This window comes from Phytobacter palmae (assembly GCF_039409775.1).
Lineage (GTDB): Bacteria > Pseudomonadota > Gammaproteobacteria > Enterobacterales > Enterobacteriaceae > Phytobacter > Phytobacter palmae.
Map to the genome: position 1 here is coordinate 190,829 of NZ_JBCIVJ010000007.1, position 21,703 is coordinate 212,531.

The 21,703-nt window shown below is 50.9% G+C and carries 25 protein-coding genes; 11 read left to right on the top strand and 14 right to left on the bottom strand.

The window, feature by feature from the left end:
* Positions 1-6 precede the first annotated feature (6 nt).
* The 3 genes from AAIG39_RS11240 to AAIG39_RS11250 are packed head-to-tail and all read left to right on the top strand — an operon-like array spanning position 7 to position 3,123.
* Positions 7-2,058, top strand: a complete 2,052-nt coding sequence (locus tag AAIG39_RS11240) for an FUSC family protein (protein ID WP_343193873.1) — start codon at positions 7-9, stop codon at positions 2,056-2,058.
* The gene (locus tag AAIG39_RS11245) at positions 2,048-2,263 is read left to right on the top strand and encodes a DUF1656 domain-containing protein (RefSeq protein WP_090084127.1); all 216 of its coding nucleotides are present in this window, start codon (positions 2,048-2,050) and stop codon (positions 2,261-2,263) included. Before AAIG39_RS11240 ends, AAIG39_RS11245 begins: the two co-directional genes overlap by 11 nt.
* Complete coding sequence (locus AAIG39_RS11250) at positions 2,260-3,123, top strand: efflux RND transporter periplasmic adaptor subunit (protein ID WP_090084125.1); 864 nt, start codon at positions 2,260-2,262, stop codon at positions 3,121-3,123. Before AAIG39_RS11245 ends, AAIG39_RS11250 begins: the two co-directional genes overlap by 4 nt.
* A gap of 217 nt (positions 3,124-3,340) precedes the next feature.
* Here AAIG39_RS11250 and AAIG39_RS11255 read toward each other — a convergent pair whose 3' ends face one another.
* Entirely contained in the window at positions 3,341-3,772 is a 432-nt protein-coding gene (locus AAIG39_RS11255; protein ID WP_343193874.1) for an NUDIX hydrolase, read from the bottom strand.
* 56 nt (positions 3,773-3,828) lie between these two features.
* Entirely contained in the window at positions 3,829-4,398 is a 570-nt protein-coding gene (locus AAIG39_RS11260; RefSeq protein WP_249572291.1) for an LOG family protein, read from the bottom strand.
* 352 nt (positions 4,399-4,750) lie between these two features.
* Between AAIG39_RS11260 and AAIG39_RS11265 the strand changes: the two genes are divergently transcribed.
* Positions 4,751-4,900 (top strand): hypothetical protein, encoded by a 150-nt coding sequence (locus AAIG39_RS11265; protein WP_343193875.1) that lies wholly within the window; start codon positions 4,751-4,753, stop codon positions 4,898-4,900.
* Between the two features lie 64 nt (positions 4,901-4,964).
* Here AAIG39_RS11265 and AAIG39_RS11270 read toward each other — a convergent pair whose 3' ends face one another.
* From AAIG39_RS11270 to AAIG39_RS11280, 3 genes are all read right to left on the bottom strand, one after another.
* On the bottom strand, positions 4,965-5,141 hold the full coding sequence (locus tag AAIG39_RS11270; RefSeq protein WP_249572293.1) for a hypothetical protein: 177 nt from the start codon (positions 5,139-5,141) through the stop codon (positions 4,965-4,967).
* A 114-nt stretch (positions 5,142-5,255) separates the two neighbouring features.
* Complete coding sequence (locus AAIG39_RS11275) at positions 5,256-5,558, bottom strand: hypothetical protein (protein WP_090084120.1); 303 nt, start codon at positions 5,556-5,558, stop codon at positions 5,256-5,258.
* A gap of 236 nt (positions 5,559-5,794) precedes the next feature.
* On the bottom strand, positions 5,795-5,989 hold the full coding sequence (locus AAIG39_RS11280; RefSeq protein WP_090084118.1) for a hypothetical protein: 195 nt from the start codon (positions 5,987-5,989) through the stop codon (positions 5,795-5,797).
* Between the two features lie 468 nt (positions 5,990-6,457).
* On the opposite strand from AAIG39_RS11280, the gene AAIG39_RS11285 reads away from it, so the two are divergent.
* Positions 6,458-6,742 carry a hypothetical protein gene (locus AAIG39_RS11285; protein WP_090084117.1) on the top strand — a complete coding sequence of 95 codons (285 nt, stop codon included), beginning with the start codon at positions 6,458-6,460 and terminating at the stop codon, positions 6,740-6,742.
* Between the two features lie 575 nt (positions 6,743-7,317).
* On the opposite strand, the gene clcA is transcribed toward AAIG39_RS11285, so the two are convergent.
* Positions 7,318-8,715, bottom strand: a complete 1,398-nt coding sequence (gene clcA, locus AAIG39_RS11290) for a H(+)/Cl(-) exchange transporter ClcA (RefSeq protein WP_343193876.1) — start codon at positions 8,713-8,715, stop codon at positions 7,318-7,320.
* A gap of 230 nt (positions 8,716-8,945) precedes the next feature.
* Between clcA and AAIG39_RS11295 the strand changes: the two genes are divergently transcribed.
* Complete coding sequence (locus AAIG39_RS11295) at positions 8,946-9,464, top strand: DUF6622 family protein (protein ID WP_343193877.1); 519 nt, start codon at positions 8,946-8,948, stop codon at positions 9,462-9,464.
* Positions 9,465-9,515: 51 nt separating this feature from the next.
* On the opposite strand, the gene AAIG39_RS11300 is transcribed toward AAIG39_RS11295, so the two are convergent.
* Together AAIG39_RS11300 and dcp are read right to left on the bottom strand one after the other, a co-directional pair.
* Complete coding sequence (locus AAIG39_RS11300; RefSeq protein ID WP_343193878.1) at positions 9,516-9,758, bottom strand: hypothetical protein; 243 nt, start codon at positions 9,756-9,758, stop codon at positions 9,516-9,518.
* Between the two features lie 418 nt (positions 9,759-10,176).
* Positions 10,177-12,222 (bottom strand): peptidyl-dipeptidase Dcp, encoded by a 2,046-nt coding sequence (gene dcp / locus AAIG39_RS11305; protein WP_343193879.1) that lies wholly within the window; start codon positions 12,220-12,222, stop codon positions 10,177-10,179.
* Positions 12,223-12,394: 172 nt separating this feature from the next.
* On the opposite strand from dcp, the gene ydfG reads away from it, so the two are divergent.
* The 3 genes from ydfG (at position 12,395) to ydfZ (ending at position 14,296) form a co-directional block, all read left to right on the top strand.
* A complete protein-coding gene (gene ydfG / locus AAIG39_RS11310; RefSeq protein ID WP_090089228.1) occupies positions 12,395-13,144 on the top strand; it encodes a bifunctional NADP-dependent 3-hydroxy acid dehydrogenase/3-hydroxypropionate dehydrogenase YdfG in 750 nt (249 codons plus the stop codon).
* 90 nt (positions 13,145-13,234) lie between these two features.
* The gene (locus AAIG39_RS11315) at positions 13,235-13,921 is read left to right on the top strand and encodes a GntR family transcriptional regulator (RefSeq protein WP_047370189.1); all 687 of its coding nucleotides are present in this window, start codon (positions 13,235-13,237) and stop codon (positions 13,919-13,921) included.
* A 171-nt stretch (positions 13,922-14,092) separates the two neighbouring features.
* The gene (gene ydfZ / locus AAIG39_RS11320; RefSeq protein ID WP_090089230.1) at positions 14,093-14,296 is read left to right on the top strand and encodes a putative selenium delivery protein YdfZ; all 204 of its coding nucleotides are present in this window, start codon (positions 14,093-14,095) and stop codon (positions 14,294-14,296) included.
* A 32-nt stretch (positions 14,297-14,328) separates the two neighbouring features.
* Here ydfZ and AAIG39_RS11325 read toward each other — a convergent pair whose 3' ends face one another.
* From AAIG39_RS11325 to AAIG39_RS11340, 4 genes are all read right to left on the bottom strand, one after another.
* Entirely contained in the window at positions 14,329-15,792 is a 1,464-nt protein-coding gene (locus AAIG39_RS11325) for a mannitol dehydrogenase family protein (RefSeq protein WP_343193880.1), read from the bottom strand.
* Positions 15,793-15,995: 203 nt separating this feature from the next.
* Complete coding sequence (locus AAIG39_RS11330) at positions 15,996-17,333, bottom strand: MFS transporter (protein WP_343193881.1); 1,338 nt, start codon at positions 17,331-17,333, stop codon at positions 15,996-15,998.
* A gap of 58 nt (positions 17,334-17,391) precedes the next feature.
* Positions 17,392-18,606, bottom strand: a complete 1,215-nt coding sequence (manD, locus tag AAIG39_RS11335; RefSeq protein WP_090089235.1) for a D-mannonate dehydratase ManD — start codon at positions 18,604-18,606, stop codon at positions 17,392-17,394.
* A gap of 107 nt (positions 18,607-18,713) precedes the next feature.
* Positions 18,714-19,040: a YnfA family protein gene (locus tag AAIG39_RS11340; protein ID WP_090089237.1), complete on the bottom strand. Its 327-nt coding sequence runs from the start codon at positions 19,038-19,040 to the stop codon at positions 18,714-18,716.
* Positions 19,041-19,184: 144 nt separating this feature from the next.
* Here AAIG39_RS11340 and AAIG39_RS11345 point away from each other — a divergent pair, with 144 nt between their 5' ends.
* Together AAIG39_RS11345 and speG are read left to right on the top strand one after the other, a co-directional pair.
* The gene (locus tag AAIG39_RS11345; RefSeq protein WP_039078872.1) at positions 19,185-19,526 is read left to right on the top strand and encodes a DUF1283 family protein; all 342 of its coding nucleotides are present in this window, start codon (positions 19,185-19,187) and stop codon (positions 19,524-19,526) included.
* Positions 19,527-19,588: 62 nt separating this feature from the next.
* Entirely contained in the window at positions 19,589-20,149 is a 561-nt protein-coding gene (gene speG / locus AAIG39_RS11350; protein WP_090089240.1) for a spermidine N1-acetyltransferase, read from the top strand.
* Positions 20,150-20,167: 18 nt separating this feature from the next.
* On the opposite strand, the gene AAIG39_RS11355 is transcribed toward speG, so the two are convergent.
* Positions 20,168-20,866, bottom strand: a complete 699-nt coding sequence (locus tag AAIG39_RS11355; protein ID WP_249572301.1) for a YnfC family lipoprotein — start codon at positions 20,864-20,866, stop codon at positions 20,168-20,170.
* Between the two features lie 93 nt (positions 20,867-20,959).
* Positions 20,960-21,601: a LysE family translocator gene (locus AAIG39_RS11360; RefSeq protein ID WP_090089244.1), complete on the bottom strand. Its 642-nt coding sequence runs from the start codon at positions 21,599-21,601 to the stop codon at positions 20,960-20,962.
* Positions 21,602-21,703 lie beyond the last annotated feature (102 nt).

A 21,703-nucleotide genomic window follows, 5' to 3' on the forward strand; every position in this document is an offset into this window, starting at 1 on the left:
CCCGGCATGAATACATTCGCTCTCTCTCACTGTCATTTTTTGCGTGCTGTCAGCGATCTGTTACGCCGTGCGGCCTCACCCGCTCTGCTAAACGATGCTAACGCTTTGCTCTATTCAGCAAAGACCTTTAGCGCCGCGATGCTCGCTTATTTTATTGCACTGTCGATAGGTCTTGAGCGCCCGTCCTGGGCAATCATTACCGTGTATATTGTTTCGCAAACCTCGGTAAGTGCGTCACTGAGCCGAAGCCTTTATCGTCTGGCCGGGACGGTTATCGGAGCCGGGGCGACCGTTCTGATCGTGCCGACGTTTGTGAACACGCCCGTACTTTGCAGCGTGATGCTCACAGGCTGGATTACCTTCTGCCTCTATTTATCCCTCCTTGTACGCACTTCACGTGCGTATGCTTTTGTATTAGCCGGTTATACCGCGAGCCTGATTGGTTTTCCTGCGGTGTTTGATCCCGGCACTATTTTTAACGTCGCCATTCTTCGCGTGCAGGAGATCATGATTGGTATTTTCTGCGCCGCGTTTGTTCACAGATATGTCTTACCTGCGCGTATTTCAGGGGTGTTCAACAACAAATTAGCGCAAACCCTACGCTCAGCGCGGCTAAGGATGGCCGACACGCTTGCAGGCAAACCCGATGAACATTCTGATAGTCTTCATCTGGCGCTGGCCCTGCAATTTTTGCAGGGTATCAGCCACCATATCCCTTATGACTTTACCCTTGCAGCGCCGGTCCGACTGGCAAGAAAAGCGATCCATGACAGGCTGGCGCGCCTGTTAATAGTGAATTGTGAATTACGCGATCGCTTACAGACGCCGGAGGAGATGCCGGTCGACCTGCAGATATTGCTACAGGATGTGCATACCTGGCTTACCGTCGGGGAGGAAAGCGAGCGAAAAATCACCGCAGACGGGCTAATAAAACGCAGTGAGCAGTTAACGGCGCTGTACGTTTCGCAGACTGCCACGCTTGAGGGGGCGATAAGGGTCAGTTTTATGCGCCACCTGACAGAGGCCATCCACCTTTTGCAGCAATGCGCACGTCTTTCTGACGCGATTCGCCATGCGAAACCAGCATCAGCGCTGGTGGAGGTAAAGGCTGCAAAAGGCTACGTTTTCCACCGTGATCCTCTTAGCGCAGCACGCACCGCGCTGGGCGCCTTCTCGATAATATTAAGCGGCTGTCTTATCTGGATTTACTCCGCCTGGCCCGATGGCGCAACGGCGGTCTCTGTGCTTGGAGTCTGCTGCACGCTGTTTGCCAGTTTCGACACCCCGGCGCCACACCTTGTGAAATACATTATTGGCTCTGTCTGGGGAGTATTGATAAGCCTGATCTACAGCTTTGTCCTGCTTCCGCAAGTGACCGACTTCCCGGTATTGGTTGCGGTGCTTGCACCGGCATATTTGTTGGCCGGGTCGCTGCAGGCGCGCCCGCCTACAACGTTTATGGCCATGGGGATCACACTCACTCTGCCCATTCTTTGCGAACTGGGCGCGCATTACAGCGGGGACTTCGCCGCAGCTATCAATACTGCCATTGCATTATTTTCCGCCATCGGTTTTGCCGTAGTCAGCATGAGTTTACTGCAAACCGTGCAGGCAGATGCCGCCATTAACCGTCTGCTGAAACTATGCCGACGCGATATCCGGCGCAGTGTGAAAGGTGTTTTTAAACCCGACGAAATGTACTGGACCAATCTGATGATAGACAGAACAGCATTATTACTGCCGCGTTTGCAACGCAGTCAGCACGACTCCGGGAAGGTGCTTGAGCATATGTTGCACTATCTGCGTATTGGTCTCTCTGTCATGCATTTACGCCACTGCTATTCGCACGCGCAAAGGGGCACCGCCAGAGAGATCAATGACCTGCTTTACCAGCTTATCCACACGAAAGACATGATTGCCTTACGCGAACATATCGCGTCAACGATTAGCCTCTCCATGCCAGTGGCTGATGAACCATCGCGCCAGATTGTTGACAGGCTCGTTGACCTGTACTGCGCGCTACAGGATAGCAACAAGGAGCATGCGAATGCTGAATGACATTAACATTGGGGGCGTCTTTCTCCCCGGACTGCTGGTCATTGCGCTTATTAGCCTGGCCTGCACGCTGTTACTGGTGCCGCTTCTCTCTTTCAGCAGGCTCTATTGCCGTTTGCCTTGCCGCCCGCTGATTGGTTTCTCACTGTATATCGTCACTTTTTTCCTGCTCCAGCAGGATCTTCACGCACTGGGGTTATTTGCATGAAATCGTTCCTCTCGTTGTTGGCCCGCTACGCGCTGACGCTCAGCGCTGCCGCCGTGTCAGCTATTCTGGCTTACATGCTGTGGAAACATTATGCGCAGACGCCCTGGACCCGTGATGGCCGGGTTCGTGCTGATGTGGTGCAAATTGCGCCGGACGTCTCAGGGCCGATTACCAGCGTGGCGGTCAGAGATAATCAGTGGGTTAATCGCGGCGATGTGCTCTATTCCATCGATCCACACTGGTTGACGCTGGCATTGCTCAGCGCGCAGGCTGATGTCGACGCTAAACGTCATGAAATGCTGATGCGCCAGGATGCCGCCAGACGCCGCGCACAGATAAAAGGCATGATATCCGGCGAGGATTTGCAGCAAACAAACAGCGCGGCGAGTGTCGCGACAGCGAATTATCATGGTGCGCTGGCCGCGCTGGAACTGGCAGAACTCAATCTCTCTCATGCCACCGTTCGGGCACCGGTTTCGGGTTATGTCACCCATCTCAGGCTTCGCCCTGGTGATTATGCGACTGCCGGGGAAACAAAAGTCGCCATCGTCGATGCTCAAAGCTTCTGGGTAGTGGGCTATTTTGAGGAAACCAAACTGCGCCATATTCGCGTGGGAAATACAGCGCACATTGCGCTGATGGGATTCGAGCCAGTACTGACCGGCCATGTTGAGAGTATCGGCCATGGGATTGGTGATAATAACGACGACGCGGGCGGGCTTGGCCTGCCCGAAGTAGAGCCGACATTTAACTGGGTACGCCTGGCCCAGCGCATTCCGGTGCGTATTCACATCGATACGTTGCCCCAGGGGGTAGAATTAGTGGCTGGATTATCAGCAAGTATATCCATCGCACCTTAACCACGCGGGTATGCGCCGGGTCGGTGCCTTTCTGTTAATGGTGAATATGGCGTTTTGCGGCGTGTGGAGTGCCCGCTTTCCATTACGAGCAAAATATCGTTCGAAAGGATAACGCGCTTCATTAAGGCGCAGCGGTTTGACGGGCCACAGCTATGAACGTTGCGGCCTGCCAGTGTGATACCGCTTTTCGGAAACGACATTGCGTTAGTGTGAAGACTCAGGAATGAACAGCGTTTATCTGTTTTATCGCCAGATCCACGACATCTTTACTGAAGGAAAAATCACCGCTCAGTAAAGCGCCAGAGTCAAACCAGCGCGCGTCAAACACATCCGATGCGGCAACCGGTTCTCCTCCCTGCCAGGCACAAACAACGGGGATCAGCAGATAATGGTAGCGAAGTTCTCCGGTAGCGTCGTAATCGAATGCCTCAAGAGGTACATCTCTCGCCAGGCAAATCACTCTCAGTCCGGTCTCTTCTTTTACTTCGCGTATTGCCGCCTGTTCCAGGGTTTCTCCTGCCTCGATTTTCCCCCCAGGGAACCCCCAAAAACCGGCGTCCGGTGGGTTAGAACGGCGTACAAGAAGTACGCGAGATTCATGAACGATCACCCCCAGAACGGCGGCGACGGGATAGATAGCGTGTGGCATGACACTCTGTCCTGCGTGAACTGCGCCGGGAGATCCCGTAGCAGCATTAAATGCGATTAATTTTTAACCCACTTGCTTGCGGGCGCCTGATAGTTGCGAAAACAGGTCACGACACTTTCGACATCCGTGGAAAACGGTAGCATTTCGGCGTAGCGGCCATGCATAAATCCCTCGGCAACCATTTTCTCAACCATCGCCTTCAACGGATCGTAATAGCCATTGATATTAAGGAATGCGCAGGGTTTATGGTGAATACCGAGTTGTGCCCAGGTCCACTGTTCGAAAATCTCCTCCAGCGTACCCGCACCGCCTGGCAATGCGATAAAGCCATCCGAGAGCGCCGCCATTTTGGTTTTTCGCTCGTGCATATTTTCAACGACGTGAAGTTCACTCAGCCCCTGGTGGGCTATTTCCTTTTCAAACAGCCCACGTGGCATAACGCCCACCACGTGTCCGCCATGCGCCAGGCAGGCATCGGCAACGGCCCCCATCAGGCCAACCTTACCGCCGCCGTAGACAAGAGAAATGTCAGCCGCCGCGAGGGTTTTGCCCACATAGCGTGCCGTTTCGATATACAGCGGATTCTCCCCGGAAGATGAACCACAAAAGATACCAATCGCTTTCATTACAACACTCCGTTGTTAGTGGAGGCGTTAATCTACCATATCTTTGTGTCAGCTTATTCGCGCCAGCAATCTCTGCAAGAATGCTGGCGTCTCGGGACGCCGGCAGATTGCGCACAACCTGCGCTAAATACGCTTTGTTCACCGCTGTCGTTTTCACGAATAAGGCACTTTGCTAACGAGACAAACCCATGTCCTGTATATGCAAATCTGCCACGTCTGTTATTGCACCGGGAGGCTGTTCGATGTTCCTCAATATGAGGAGATACTTAAATACGGAACAGTTGAGCAAATAAGCTCAGTTTTTGTTCCGCAATTATTACGTACACTCCTGTTAACCATTCAGGAGGTGCGTATGACTATTGATAACTGGCTCAATCAACTATTTAACTCTTTCGCCGAACAACACAAACCCGCGTGGATGCCCCGGTGTCTGTGGCTATCGCCGCAGCAGAAGATAGAAATTATCCGTGAACTGGTCTGCCCGCTGAGTAAAAGGCCATAGAGGCATGATGATGAACGATGCGGACATCACGCTAACAACGAAGTCGTGAGTGAGTCCGCAATGCTCATTCATTTTTCTCTTCCAGTAACCGCTTGATATCATTTAGCTTCGCTGTCTGACGGCGCATTTCAAGCAGGTGGAGCGCTTCATACGCCTCAATACCAACGAGATTCTGTTCGCCCAGCATATCTAAATCCTCTACCAGTAACGCGACCTCTTCCTGCATGATTTTCGGTCTCATTGTCTCTCTCCTTCGGGTTAACCAGGTCTGTTGTCATCAAAAGACCAATCACAAACGGTAAGTATAACGGCAGCGGATCCTTTTTATGGATAAAGTCGCAGTAGTGGCGTAGCGCTACGCATACTTGTTTCGGTGTCGCTGGCAATAAAGCAGAAGATAATCTTCAAATGAGGGAGGTAAATTGAACGTTATCGCCTGTTGCACGACGTTAATACCGTAGTGTTCAAAATAATCACTGCGCGTTACGTGAAACTGGTCAATAAGTAACAATGGCTTAGGATCAGCCATCGTACTTTTTTGCTCGTCAATGACCTTCACTAAATATGTATCGGCGTCTGTCGCAATAACGTCATAACGAACTAGGCGATCGCCGGATTCTGCTGAAAGGTAGTGCGTTTTTATGGATGAATAAATCATTGGCTTACCCCTTTCCTGAGCGACTCAACAAAAGTATATGCGCTCAAATGAGGAGTGAAATAATAGTGTTCACATTTCGTACATTCTTAGTTACGTATTCCAGGTGATATCACATTTCTGCCAGAGCATATACGCAGCCCAGACTGTTACATAAATATTACTGCAACGGGACATTGGCAGAAGCAGGATAAAAATAGGCGGGCCTGTTGAGCTAAGGAGTCCATGCTCAGGCAAATTTAGCCTTTACCCGGGAAGACAAGCGGTCCGCCAACGATTTCGACATCAAAATCATGACAGATCTCAAACCCTTCCGTAAGGTGCCAGACACCGGTCATTATTTTCCCTGTATCCATATCTTCAACTTTATCGTGGGTATAGTAAGCCACCTGCACAATACCCTGGTGCTGGATCCAGTAATAACCCTCTTTCATGGGTACGCTCTGCGTGCTACTCGCCGGGATGAGTGCTATGCAAGTTCACTCAAAGCACGGCAAAAGAGAAAGACTCAAAAAGGATAAAGGAGTCTTGCAAGGGGGTCGAAACCGTGATGCCGGGTGCCTCCCGGTGCTCCTGACGGTCAGTCAGAAACGCTGTCGCTATTCACGACTTGCATGGTATGGAGACCAGCCCCGCCGCTGAGGGGGATTCATCACGTCAGAACTATTGGCTTATCGGCTTGCCAAACCTGACCGTATAAGTTTAGTCGCACCGGAAATGTTTCACCAGCCAGGCTCTCCGCTTTTGTGCGACATAATGAATTAATGCAAAGTAAACATATTCTTAACTACAAAATTAATAACAGATAGCGAAAAAAACTCAACTTATTCCCCATCAGGCCGTTAATATAAATATGGGATAAAAAGTGAATGCAGATAGCCTGTCTGCCCGAGGAGAGAAAAATGCCTAAAATTTCTTTTGATCCTGAGTCCGGTGAACATAAAGTTATTGGTGTGATCACGACCGTCAATGTCAAACATGGCGGTTCCCTCTTCATTACTGAGACAGAAGATGGCGGTGTAACGACAACAACCGTCGAGTTTAATAACGGAGGGTACGTTTCTTCTACGCCAAAAGCCGAAGGGTTACGTGTCGCCAGCAAAGACGTACTGATTACCTATACTGACGATCCAAACAATAAAGGCGGCATCACAATGAATGTGACAATGGATGAGAGCGTCAAATAACTGCCTGGATTGTTTACAGTGAAAGCGTCGCTTTCAGGTTGTACGGCGACGCTTTTAACGATTCCTTATGCATTTCACCTCTGACTAGCTGGGCGATTGCATTTTTCGCAATACGCTTTAACTTTCGTTTTGAATGTTTCCAGGGCGTCTTGCTCTGCAAGTAACATGATATTCCCCGGAAGATTGTTTATGTGTTCCCGGTGTACATCTGTCAGTTTTTGCAATGCAATCGGCTGCAGGATGACAGCAGAAATATTTATCCTTTTTTCACCTGACCGTTCAGACATCTCTCTGATAGCGTCAGGATGTACCCGGGCGCGCCGGCCATCACGCTTTTTATAATCGCACTCCCTCTCCTGAACAGGCTTTAGTACGGATTACTTTTAATGAATTGCCCGGCAATAACGACGTAATGGCATTATCAGCATACTATGGCGCTGCGTAACAAGAATAAGTTAACGGGAAAAAGATCCAGATTAATAAACGTGTTCTGCTGTCAGAAACAAGCAGATTGCGGAATAATTCGACGGCACGGGATAAGAGCCGTCGAACCAGAGCAGAGTGCCGCGGCAGGATTATGAGCGCGCAGCGCTTTCTTGCGGCGACTGTTTTGCCAGTGTACGCGCCAGAATCGAAGAATATAACGGTTTTCCGCCGAGAAATTGTGCGAGTAATGTCGCACCAAGACAGGTAATAATCATGGGCAGTATTAACTGATAATTATCTGTCATTTCCAGTACCAGGACGATACCCGTCAGTGGAGCACGAACAGAAGCAGCAAATAATGCCCCCATTCCGGCAATCGCGAACGTACCAGCCTCAAGCCCATAGGCCGGAAATAAATCGGCAACGCCTACACCATAGGCGGTACCCAGTACGGTCCCCAGTGCCAGCATTGGCGCGAAAATTCCGCCTGGCGCTCCGGAGCAAAAACACAGCAGTGTTGTCAGCAGACGGACCAGAAACATTACAATTAAGGCATAAAACGTAAAACCGCCGCGGGCGGCATCGGGGATCAACTCAAAACCACCACCGGCACCAGGCGCATAAAGTAGCGCAAGGATGCCACAGCCACCGCCAATACAACCCCCTATCACCAGAGTTCGTCCCGTTCGCCCGGCATAGATATGCTGAAAACCGTCCTGAAAAAGAAACACGAGGCGGTTGAATAACACACCCACGAGGCCAAATAACATCCCCAGCACCAGATAAAGCCACAAGGTATTGACTGGCGCGCTGGATAATTGCCCTACGGCAATCACCGGGTTTTCGCCATTAAAGATGCGAAAGACAATGCTGGCCATGATCACGCCAATAAAAACGGCTTTGATGGAGATAAGGTTGTAGCGAAATTGCGGTCTCATCTCTTCGAGAATAAAAAGGATACCCGCCAGCGGTGCATTAAACGCGGCGGCCAGTCCGGCAGCTGCCCCTGTAGCCAGTAATGAATGGCGGGCCTCACCATGTTTTATCCGCAGCAGGTCAGTAACCATGCGGCCGATATTACCGCCGAGCTGAACGGTTGGCCCTTCTCTGCCCAGCACCATACCTGCCCCAAGCGTTCCCATGCCGCCAAAAAACTTCACGGGAATAACACGCCACCAGCGTACAGGGCGTAATTCTTCCAGTGCACCTTCGATTTCCGGAATACCTGAACCCGATGCCTCAGGCGCAAAACGTCTGACGAGAAGATAACCAAGCATCGCCAGCAGCCCGGAGATAATAAAAGCCAGGATCCAAAGGGACCACCCGCTTAAGTTTGTCTGATGCAAAATGCCTGTTCGCCAGTGCTGCACAGCATTCACAGCGCGAAAGAATGCAACACCTGCAAACCCAACGAGCGTACCGACAATTGCGGCGCAAATTAATACTGCGACTGGCGTCCGGTCACGGTACAGCAACGCTTTAAACATGCTTTTGCGTGCAAGTTCTGTTTCAGGAACCTGCACATCTGATGAACCAGGAAAAATCATTATTAGCTATGTCATCTACCAACAAGGGAGGAGAGTTTAACGCACCTTACATCGAATAAACAAAAACGATGTCGTTACAGGACGTATCACCTCAATTAAAAGAGCGCTTTGCGCCAGGAATAACGCACTGTCGTGTTGATGTCATCCCGGTGTCGTGCGCAAGTCGTGTTGTTCTCTGCTGCCCCCCTGCATACTTGCGCCGGGTAAAACATTCAGTCAGGAGTATAATCATGACCATTTTCGACATCATCAGTCACACCCCGTTCTGGGTATGGATACTTTTTGTTTTTCTTATTATGCGGGGTTATGCCGCACTCTCAGAGCGAGAAATGAATGTCAGCCAGTTGTTTATTTTACCGCTGCTCTTTCTGGTTTGGGGGATATGGAGTTTAAAAGAGGAATTTAATTTTAATATTGCTTCATTAACAGGGATGTCAATCGGGCTGGCGTTTGGTATTCTGGTCGGGTGGAAGTTGTGGGAAAATCAACCGCGTTTAAAAAACAAACCACATAGCGAAAAAATCATTCGGGCGGGCACGCCCCTGACGTTGATCTTTATTATTATTGCCTTTGGCTCGAAATATTGTCTGCTGGTTTGGTTATCTTTGCATCCTGCGATGCATCATACAGTGCCATTCAGCGCCTTGTTCGGCGTTATTACCGGACTTGTTGATGGCTTGTTCTGGGGTGGGACACTGAATCTTTTTTCCTCATGGCGCAAAATGTCGCCATATGTACGAGGCGCATAAGCCGTCAGTAAATGATGCGGCCTGCTGTATTAACGCAGGCCCACAACATATTTACTCCTGACTGTTAAGTACAAGCTTATTATAAGCTTCTAAAAGATGCATTTGAGAAACATAGCGGTCTGCGACAAAAGAGATGGCGCCACATTTACCATTGCTAAATGTTACAAACGCAATCTCTATAGCCAGGCTTCTTACAACCGCCCCCGGATAAATACAATTAATCTTACGTTCATAAGGTCTGACGTCGATTAATTCAGCAGGTTTATCCTTAATAAATAAAAGAACTTTCCTCATTTTGCATTCACATTAATAAACACGTACCTGAGTGGAGTGTAATTATTACATCACACTGGCTGGCATATTAATTTCAGGAATAATCTGAGAGCAAATGTTACTTAGCGAAACGGCTCAGATTCCAGGCTTACTTTACTCTCCCCTTCACAGTCGGAAGTAAGCAAACAAAATACAACCAGGAGGATCAGTCAGCATGATTGAAATAATCAAATATTCAAAAGCCATGCGACCATCGTCTAAAGATAGTCATACTTCGTTAATTATTACATGAATTAATTATTTCATTATCAACTATGTCGTTTGAATCACAATATGTCTCTACGGCTAGCGCTTTGATTTAACATTTATGTAATATTTAATAACCATACATAAAAAAACCGGGTATCACACCCGGTTCTTTTTTCTGGCTAAATGCGCGTTACTCGCTCAGTCCACGGTTTTTCAGCATCGGTTCAATCTGCGGATCATGACCGCGCCACTGGCGATAAAGTTCAGCTAAATCAGTACTATTGCCACGGGACAAAATCGCTTCGCGGAATCTTTGCCCGTTTTCACGGGATAAGCCGCCCTGCTCCACAAACCATTGGAAGCCATCGTCCGCCAGCATTTGCGTCCACAAATAGGCGTAATAACCCGCTGCGTAACCACCGCCGAAGATATGGGCAAAATAGCTGCTGCGATAACGCGGCGGTACTGCTGCGATATCAAGCCCTTCGTGGCGAATCGCCTGTGCTTCAAAGGCATCGACGTCGCTGACCTGAGTTGCGCCATCCAGACTGTGCCAGTTCATATCCAACAGCGCTGCGCTGAGCAACTCTGTCATGTCATACCCCTTATTGAACCGGGTACTGCGCAACATTTTCTCGCGTAAGGCTTCCGGCATCGGCTCACCGGTCTGATGGTGGCGGGCATAGCGCGTGAACACCTCAGGATGGCTTGCCCAGTGCTCATTAATCTGCGACGGGAATTCGACGAAATCACGCGGCGTATTGGTACCCGAAAGCGTGGCATAGCGCTGGCGGGCGAACAAACCGTGCAGGGTATGACCAAACTCGTGAAACAGGGTTATGACGTCATCCCACGACAACAGCGCCGTCTGCCCGGCAGCCGGTTTCTGGTAATTACAGACGTTATAAATAACTGGTTTGGTGGATAGTAGCGTCGATTGCTCGATGAAATTCCCCATCCATGCGCCGCCGCTCTTTGAGTCGCGGGCGAAGAAATCGCCATAAAACAGTGCCAGCCCTTCGTCATTCTGGTCAAAAATTTCCCAGACCCGCACGTCCGGGTGGTAAACAGGAATATCGGTACGCTCAACGAAGCGAATACCAAAGAGCTGGTTCGCGGCAAAGAATACCCCTTCGTTCAGTACCGTGTTGAGCGCAAAATATGGGGTTATCTGTGATTCATCGAGATCGTATTTTGCTCGTCTAACCTGCTCGGCATACCACGGCCAGTCCCAGGCCTGGGCGGTAAATCCCCCCTGCTGTTCATTAATGACCTTCTGGATATCCGCCAGTTCGCGTTCAGCGCGGGCGCGTGCCGCCGGGGCAATACCGCGCATAAAATCAAACGCAGCCTGCGGAGACTCCGCCATCTGGTCCGCCATTTTCCAGCTGGCGTAATCCGCAAACCCCAGCAACGAGGCCTGTTGCGCACGCAAGTGCGCCAGGCGTAATACTATTGCTCGCGTGTCATTGGCATCCCCATGCGAAGTACGTGACCAACTGGCAGTAAAGAGATTCTCTCGCGTCTGACGGTCACGCAACGCGGCCAGAGCCGGTTGCTGTGTGGTGTTTAATAGCGAAAGAAGCCAGCGATCTGTCAGCCCTTTTTCTCGCGCGGCATCAGCGGCGGCGGCGATAGCTTCATCGCTCAGGCCGTCGAGTTGGTGAAGATAATCCACCACCAGGCCACCGGCTTTGTCAGCCGCCAGCAGGCGTTGGTTAAACTGGCTGGTGAGCGTCGCCGCCTCCGTATTTAATGCTCTCAGCACACCTTTATCGTCAGCGGAAAGCGTCGCGCCCGCCAGCACAAAACGCTGATACATTACCTCGACCAGACGCAATGATTCATCATCAAGACCGGCTGATTCCCGATTGCGCCAGACAGACTCAACACGCGCAAACAGAGTGTCGTTGAGATAAATATCATTTGCCAGTTGCGCCAGTTCAGCGGAGAACGCTTCGTCCAGTTGCTGTAAAAAATCATTAGTATGCGCGGAGGTCATTGCGAAAAAGACACTGGTTACTCGCGTTAACAGCTCACCACTGCACTCCAGCGGCAACAAGGTGTTATCGAACGTGGCGGGAGCCGGGTTTTGCGCAATGGCGTCAACCTCCGCCCGTTTTTCCTCAACTCCCCGGTCAAATGCGGGGCGATAGTGTTCCTGATGGATAAGATCGAAGCGCGGTGCCTGATACGGCAGCGTGCTGACATCGAAGAAAGGATTCATTACCGACATATTTTACTCCTGAATGCGGTTAGTTACCCCAGACAAGACATCTACGGTATTGGCTGTGATTATCTATCAGTAGCACAAAGTGAAGAATTTTTGCCAGGCTTAACTTAGGTTACCGCCACTGAGCGGTGCGTGTTATGGTAATACACCACAAAAAGCGTTGAGGAACAGCAAGATGATAATTTTGGTTACCGGGGCAACAGCGGGTTTTGGCGAGAGTATCACACGTCGTTTCATCGAAAATGGACACAAAGTTATTGCAACGGGCCGCCGTCAGGAGCGCCTGCAAGAACTGAAAGATCAACTGGGCGACAACCTGTTTACCGCACAAGTCGATGTGCGTAACCGTGCGGCCATTGAAGAGATGCTGGCGAATTTGCCTGCTGAATGGAAAGAAATCGACGTGCTGGTGAATAACGCCGGATTAGCGCTGGGACTCGAACCAGCCCATAAAGCCAGTGTGGATGACTGGGAAACCATGATTGACACCAACAACAAAGGTCTGGTGTATATGACCCGGGCAGTGCTGCCGGGTATGGTGGAGCGCAATCGTGGTCATATTATCAATATCGGTTCCACGGCCGGGAACTGGCCGTATGCCGGTGGCAACGTCTATGGCGCCACCAAAGCCTTTGTGCGTCAGTTCAGCCTGAACCTGCGCACCGACCTTAACGGCACCGCCGTTCGCGTGACCAATATCGAACCGGGTCTGGTCGGTGGTACCGAGTTCTCTAATGTGCGTTTTAAAGGCGATGACGCGAAAGCCGAAAAGACCTATGAAAACACTAACGCCCTGACGCCGGAAGATGTTACCGAGGCGGTCTGGTGGGTGGCTACACTGCCAAAACACGTCAATATCAATACCCTGGAGATGATGCCAGTAAGCCAGACCTATGCGGGTCTGAGCGTACATCGCGCAGGCTAATTTTCCCGCCCCGGCCTGCGGGCCGGGTATGGGAACGGCATCTATTTAATGGTATGGTAGATGGGTTAACCTCTTAAAAAGTAAGTGCGAATGATCGTTGAAACCCAGCTCAACCCGACACAACCCGTCAACCAGCAAATCTACCGTATTCTTCGTCGGGATATTGTTCATTGCCTGATTCCGCCAGGAACGCCGCTTTCTGAAAAAGAAGTGTCGATCCGTTTTGACGTTTCACGTCAGCCTGTGCGTGAAGCCTTTATCAAGCTGGCGGAAAACGGTCTTATTCAAATCCGTCCGCAGCGCGGCAGCTATGTAAATAAAATATCTCTGGCTCAGGTCCGTAATGGCTGCTTCGTGCGCCAGGCCATTGAGTGTGCGGTCGCCCGCCGCGCTGCAGGGATGATGACGGACAGTTATTGTTACCAACTTGAGCAGAATCTTAATCAGCAGCGCACCGCCATCGAGCGCAAGCAGTTAAATGATTTCTTCCAGCTGGATGACGAATTTCACCAGAAGCTTGCGCAAATTGCCGATTGTCAGCTTGCCTGGGATACGATTGAAAACCTGAAGGCGACCATGGATCGTGTCCGCTATATGAGTCTCGACCACGTTTCTCCTCCGGAAATGCTGCTGCGCCAGCATCAGGATATTTTTGATGCGCTGGAGAAAAGAGACGCCGATGCGGTGGATAACGCCATGACCCGCCATCTCCAGGAAATTAGCGGTTCTGTAAAACTCATCAGCCAGGAAAATCGAGACTGGTTTAGTGAAGAGTAACCCCTCTCCTTCTTTCTGTTTTTAAAACGTCGTGCTGTTTTTGCCCGTTAAAAAGTGTGACGTTGATCAAAAACAAAAAATCATCTTAGCAAAAGCGTTTTCATAAGGCGTCCGTGACGGGGACGCCTTCTGCCCCGGCATGTTTTGCGGATGATAAAAGGAGAAACCACCATGATGACTTATGATCGTAACCGTAATGCAATCACCACCGGCAGCCGCGTCATGATTAATGGCACAGGTCGTACCGGGAAAATTGTCGCTATCCATGCCAATGGACTGACGCCAGCTCAGCTGCGTCGTAGCAAAACGGTAGAAGTGGAAGGTTGTGAAGGCCAGTTCGAACCTGTTGAACTGATTCGCCTTGGCCTGCACTAATGGTGTGATGCCGCCCGAGGGCGGCATTTAGATCAGAATTTCGCCGCGTACTGTGCAACTGTGGCTTTCGCCCCGTTCGCCAGCAGTGACTGATAGGCGCGAGTTACCTGCTCAACAAAGGTCACATCTTTCGGCAGTTCAGTACCAAATATCGCTTCAATACCCAGCAGTGCGTTAACGCGAGCGTCCCCTTCGGCGCTGCCCGCCACGGCCTTCTGGATCACAGCCAACAGCGGATCGCTTACTTCAATCGCATTGCCCTGCTCATCAACACCGCCCACATAACGCATCCAGCCAGCAATTCCCAGAGCCAGCAGATCAAAGGCATGCTGGTGAACACGATGCCAGCGTACGGAGTCCAGCATACGCTGCGGCAGTTTCTGGCTGCCATCCATTGCAATCTGCCAGGTACGGTGACGTAGCGCAGGGTTGCTGTAACGCGCAATCAGTAAGTCTGCGTAATGCGCCAGATCAACCCCTTTAACTTTCAGCGTCGGCGCCTGCTCCTGCAGCATCAGGGCATGGGCCGCACGGCGATAGTTGTCGTCTTCCATGCACTCATTGATGTGCTGGTAACCGGCCAGATAGCCCAGATAAGCGAGGAAAGAGTGACTGCCGTTGAGCATGCGCAGTTTCATCTCTTCAAACGGCACCACATCGGAGACAAGCTCTGCCCCGGCTTTTTCCCATTCCGGGCGACCAGCCACAAAGTTATCTTCGATAACCCATTGACGGAACGGTTCACAGGCAACACCCGCCGGATCGCGTACACCGGTCAGTTGTTCAATTTTATCCAGCGTATCCGCCGTCACAGCGGGAACGATACGGTCAACCATGGTTGACGGGAACGTCACATTTGCTTCAATCCAGTCGGCGAGTTCTGCATTGACAGCGCGGGCATAGGCGCAAATTACATTACGCGTTACATGGCCATTTTCCGGCATGTTATCGCAGGACATCACGGTGAAGGCACCGAGCCCTTTGGCTTTACGACGAGCCAGCGCTTCCACAATCACCCCGGCGGCAGATTTCGGCTGTTGTGGATTTTGTAAATCGGCAGCGATAAACGGGTGATCGAGCATCAATTGCCCGCTAGCCGGTGAGTGGCAGTAGCCCTTTTCCGTAATCGTCAGTGACACAATCGCCACCTGCGGTTCGCACATCGCCGCGAGTACTGCTTCCAGGCCATCGACCTGCGCATGCAGCGCGCGTTTTGCGACGCCGACAACACGCGCAGTCCATGCATCAGCAGACATCTCCGCCACGGTATAGAGATTATCCTGCGCTTTCAGATCAGCAATTTGCTGCTCACCGCCAATCAGGTTGACCTCACAATAACCCCAGTCGCTACCGTGCTCTGTTGCCAGAATATCGGCATAGACAGATTGATGTGCGCGATGGAACGCACCGAATCCCAGGTGCACAATGCGAGGGACAAGACGTTGACGGTCGTATGCCGGAACAACAGCATTTGCCTTTAACAGCTGATTTTCCATGGTTTTACTCATTTGATAGTTAAAAATCGCTTCATTGCGGTGTGTGACATCATCATGTTGTAAACCATCTCATTTGATTGGTATGACATCTTTGATGCAGGTCAACTACCATACAAGAAGGATGAGGTTTTGCGGTCTGTTTTAATAAATGCATCACCATCTCTCGCAGAGATGGTGATAAGAAGAGACCAGTAAGTCGGGTTTTACTCGTGTTGTCCCCACTGTTGATACTCACCCTGACGCCGGCGCGGTGCGGTTTCAGGCATCAGCGCAAGCCCCACCACAGAAATCACACCCAATACGATGACATACGCTGCCATACCGTAATAATGACCGCCGGTCATTTGCAGGATTTTCACCGCCACCAGCCCCAGAACACCGCTACCGATTAACGAGCCGACCTGCCAGATCAGGGCAATACCGCTGCAACGAATATGCGTCGGGAATAATTCCGGGAAGAACGAAGCCTGCGGGGCATAACACATGCTGTGACCAAAGGTAATAACCATGACCATCGCAATCTGCGTCAGCCAGTAGCTGTCCTGATTAATGGCAAGGAAGAACGGAATAATGGCAATCACCTGTAATAAGGCTCCGGCGATATAAACCGGCTTACGACCGATTTTGTCGCTTAACGCCCCCATCGCCGGAATGGCAATAATTTCCAGCAGCACAGCGACGATCATGGCATCCATCAGGATATTGGCGCTTAAGTTATTCGCTTTACCGTAGGCCAGCACAATCACGGTAAACATGGCGAAAGTGCAGGCTTCGATTAATTTCGCGCACACCCCTTTGATCACAATGCCCGGATAATGACGGATAACTTCTACAACCGGCCGGGATTCTACCGCTTTAGTTTCGCGAATTTTGGCAAACACCGGCGACTCATCAATACGTAAGCGAATAAACAGGCCAACGATAACCAACAACGCGCTCAACAGGAATGGAATACGCCAGCCGTAATCCATCATTGCCTCTGGCGAGAGAAGACCGTTTAGTAAGGCAAACAGCGCCATCGGCAACAGGAAGCCAGCCGGTGCGCCAATCTGTACCCAGCTCGCAAAGAAACCTCTGCGTGTCGGTATGGAGTACTCGGCGGTCATTAATACCGCTCCCGCCTGTTCTCCCCCGACGCCAAAACCCTGCAATACACGGATAAGGATAAGTAATACCGGAGCCCAGATACCGATTTTTTCATACGTTGGTAATAAGCCGATACAGAATGTCCCCAGTCCTACGATTAAGATCGTGATAACAAGGGCTTTTTTACGCCCGACTTTGTCGCCGATGTGACCAAAGACGATACCGCCCAGCGGACGGGCTAAAAAGCCCACTGCATAGGTAGCAAATGCGGCCAGGGTACTAATAAGAGGATCGGTGGTGGGGAAAAAAAGGTGGCCAAAAAACAGAACAGCCGCCGTACCGTAAGCGAAGAAATCATAATATTCCGCCGCAGTACCGATTGCCGACGCCGTGGCGACACGTTTGATAACAGGTGTGTTATCTGTTGCGTTTTTGATATCCACTGAACTTACCATAATCGTATTCCCAAGTAAGAAGCTTGTTAATTGATCAACGTCCTTATCAACGAGGTGACTACCAGTTCCACAACGTGCCATCTTCCAGCCGGGCAACCGGCAGACAGGCTGGATCGTAGGGATATTTCGCCGCCAGTTTTTCGTCAAACTCGATACCGAGGCCGGGTTTTTCGCCTGGATGCATATAGCCGTTATCAAAGCGCCAGCTGTGCGGGAAGACTTCAAGCATTTGCTCTGAATACCCCATGAACTCCTGGACGCCGAAATTCGGCACCCACAGGTCGAAATGCAGCGCCGCAGCATGGCAAATCGGTGAGAGGTCTGACGGACCGTGCGAACCGGTACGGACCTGGTAGAGCGAAGCGAAATCAGCGATACGGCGCATACCGGTTATTCCGCCCGCATGCGTAATCGTGGTGCGGATATAGTCAATGAGCTGCTCTTCTATAAGCTGCTTGCAATCCCAGATACTGTTAAACACCTCACCCACCGCAATAGGCGTGACGGTATGCTGGCGAATCAGACGAAAACAGGCCTGATTTTCTGCCGGTGTGGGGTCTTCCATCCAGAACATGCGGAACGCTTCAATGCTTTTACCAAAGCGAGCGGCCTCAATTGGCGTCAGACGGTGATGCATGTCATGCAACAGATGCTCATTAAAACCGAATTTACTGCGCACGGCGTCGAACAGTTTAGGGGTGAAATCGAGGTACTTCTCGGTGGACCACTGTTGCTCCTCCGGCCACAGACCTTTGGTTGCCGGTTCGTAGGCCAGACCTTTACCTTTCGCCATACCGTAGGTGGTCTTCATTCCCGGTACGCCACACTGCACGCGAATCGCTTTAAAGCCCATCTCTTTATGCCGCGCGTAATCTTCCAGTACATCATCAATGGTTTGGCCGGTAGTGTGGCAATAGACCATCACCCCGTCACGGGAAGCCCCGCCCAGTAACTGATACAACGGCATGTTGGCGGCTTTGGCCTTGATGTCCCACAATGCCATGTCCACGGCAGAGATGGCCGACATAGTGACCGGGCCACGGCGCCAGTACGCGCCTTTATAGAAGAACTGCCAGATATCTTCGATGCGGTGTGCATCACGCCCCACCAGCTGCGGACAGAGATGATCTTTCAAATATGACGCCACGGAGAGCTCGCGACCATTAAGGGTGGCATCGCCGAGACCCACAATACCGTCATCGGTAGTGATTTTGACTGTAACGAAATTACGCCCCGGACAGGTGACAAAGACCTCGGCCCCAACAATCTTCATTTTTCATTCCTTACACTTTCACTGTGATGGAAGAAAATTATCTTTACACATACTACCATACAAGTATAACGATCAAAAAAGCCGCGTGTGATCACAAAAAGAGGCGCTTATACGCGCCCCCAGCCGGAAACGATGATGAGCATGCCGCAAAGTGCGACGGCGGCTCCCGTCCAGTCATACAAGCTGAGTTTCACTCCATCGACCACCCGCAGCCATACTAAGGCGGTGCAGACGTAGACCCCACCATAGGCGGCATAGACTCTTCCACTGGCGGCAGGATGCAGAGTCAGCAGCCAGACAAAAAGTGCCAGCGCTACCGCAGCCGGAATCAGCAACAGCGGCGTGGCGCCCCGTTTCAGCCACAGCCAGGGTAAAAAGCAGCCGACTATCTCACATAGGGCGGTCAGAAAAAAAAGCAGGGTTGTTTTGATCATCTCTCGCGTTTTCATTATGTCGTGGTTGAACTATCTTAACGGATAACCCACTAATATGTGGACACCCGGCAGGGTATCCGCCCAGGGATGAATCAAGTAGAATTGCTCTGTTGTTTTTAGATCCCCTCAACGAAGGAAATTGCAATGAACATTTCACTTAGCAAACGCCTGTGCCTGACGGCAATGCTGACGCTGGGTGCCATCGTGTACACCGCCAGTGCCCCAGCGCAGACTAATAAGTTAGTGATTGAATCCGGCGACAGCGCGCAAAGTCGCCAGCAGGCAGCCATGGAAAAAGAACAGTGGGATGACACCCGTTCGCTGCGCCACAAGGTCAACAAACGTGTGGAAAAAGAGTGGGATAAAACTGACGTCGCCTTTGACGCCCAGGATAATTGCCACAAAAGCGCCAACGTCAACGCGTACTGGGAACCCAACACCCTGCGTTGTCTTGATCGCCGCACCGGTCGTCAGATTACGCCATAACACCTTTCATGCCACGGGCGTTCCCCCACGCCCGTCTACGCCGCTGTCAAAAAGGATTTCATATGACCGACGTTGCTCATGTCAAACTTCGCCCGCTCGAACGTGAAGATCTGCGTTTTGTGCATCAGTTAGATAACAATGCCAGCGTCATGCGTTACTGGTTCGAAGAACCGTATGAAGCCTTTGTCGAACTGTCAGATTTATATGACAAGCATATTCACGATCAAAGTGAACGCCGTTTTGTGGTGGAGTGTAATGGCGATAAAGCCGGCCTGGTCGAGCTGGTTGAGATTAACCACGTCCACCGTCGGGCCGAGTTCCAGATAATCATCTCACCGGAGCATCAGGGAAAAGGCCTCGCCACCCGCGCTGCAAAGCTGGCGATGGACTACGGATTTACAGTATTAAATCTGTATAAACTCTATCTCATCGTGGATAAAGAGAATGAGAAAGCCATCCATATCTACCGTAAACTCGGGTTTATGGTGGAAGGCGAATTGATCCACGAATTTTTTATTAACGGTGAGTACCGTAATACTATTCGGATGTGCATTTTCCAGCAGCAATACCTGGAAAACCATAAAAGCAGCGGCGGGACATTACTGAAACCCACCGCACAGTAAGTGCGGTGGAAAATGCCATCAATAGTATTCGATGGTGTTCTTAATGCTGTATTTCTTCGCCACAGAAGGCGTCACGCTCGTATCGACAATCTCCAGTTGGCAGGCTACCGGGTTATCATGCTTGTCGTACTCGCAGGTCTGTTTGACATTACCGAGTGGTTTATCATTCAGCGTGCTGACCGACGTATAATCAAGCTTCTTGCCTTTTACATCCGATGGGGTCGAGACAACCGACAAATGCATATCTTTCGAGGTTGTTGATTTCCCCAGCGGATAGCCTTCGTCATCGTAGCGGTAGTTCACTTCCACATCTTTACCGCGTGCGGAAGAGATAAAGCCGCGCTCATCCGTCTCCCAGGTCAGCCCCGCGCTGGGGAATTCCGCCAGCTGGCATTTCCCCTGCAGGCGCAGACGCTTTTCCTGCGTGTCAGCATCGAGGTAATAGTTGGCGTTCAACACCAGTGAAACCCCGGTGTTGTTTTCCACATCGTGCAGTTCCAGTGAATCGAAGCACCCTTCTTTGGACATCGTGCCGCTGACGCGCTTCGATACCTCACCTTTCTCATTCAGTAACGTCTGGCTGAAATCTTTTACTGGACCGCGCAAAGGGTCAAAGTCGAATTCGTTCGAAAAACTCGCCATCTCCGGCGTAAAAGATACAGGTCCTTTGTTGTCATCGCAGCCCGCCAGAATGGCGGCAAGTGCGATGAATATCATCTGTTTTTTCAATAGGTTCACCCAAATATCACAATGCGTTACGCTTATCTTAGCAAATCTTGTAATTATTCGGGCAGTGGCGCTCTCTTTTCATCACAGAAAGAGCGATTTTACCCCCGTCAGGCTCAAGGCAACTCCGCAGACGGCCAGAAGCAATAAAAAAAGCGCCGCGCAGGCAGCAAAACGGCGGCTTTGCGTAACAGGGAGAAAACGTTTGATGGCGACGATATAACCCGCCATGACAGCAAAATCGAACAAGATCCACAGCAGGCAAAGCGTGGTAATGCTGGTGGTAAAATCGCGACTGATAGCAATAAACTGCGGGAAAAATGAGACAAAAAAGAGAATATCTTTGGGATTGGAAATACCGGTGAAAAAACCGCGCGTAAAGCCGCCAGTCTGCACAGCTGTATCACTCTCCCGTACAGACCTGTGCGCCCGAAGTTCGCGCAGTGACTGTACTGCCCCCCAGCCTATAAATAACGAACCCCCGATGCCCAGCAGCGACAGATATCCGCTGTTTAGCGTTACCGCCCCGGCGATAGCGAGAACGGCAAAGGTAATCAATACCAGCGAGGCGAGATTCGTTCCCAGCAGGGTTAAAAAAGCCCTGGCATAACCTACCCGCGCCGCCGTACCGGTCACCAACAGCACGACGGGACCCGGTGTTAAGAGTAAAAAAAGCACTGCAATGATATACGTGCTCAGTAGCGCAAGATTGAATTCAGCCATCATACCTTTCTCCACAACATCTTTGCTGTTCAGCGTAAAGACAGACCCAGCGGAAGAAAAACGAGTTAAACTGGCTTCAACCGTGAGTAAAACTCAATATAAAAA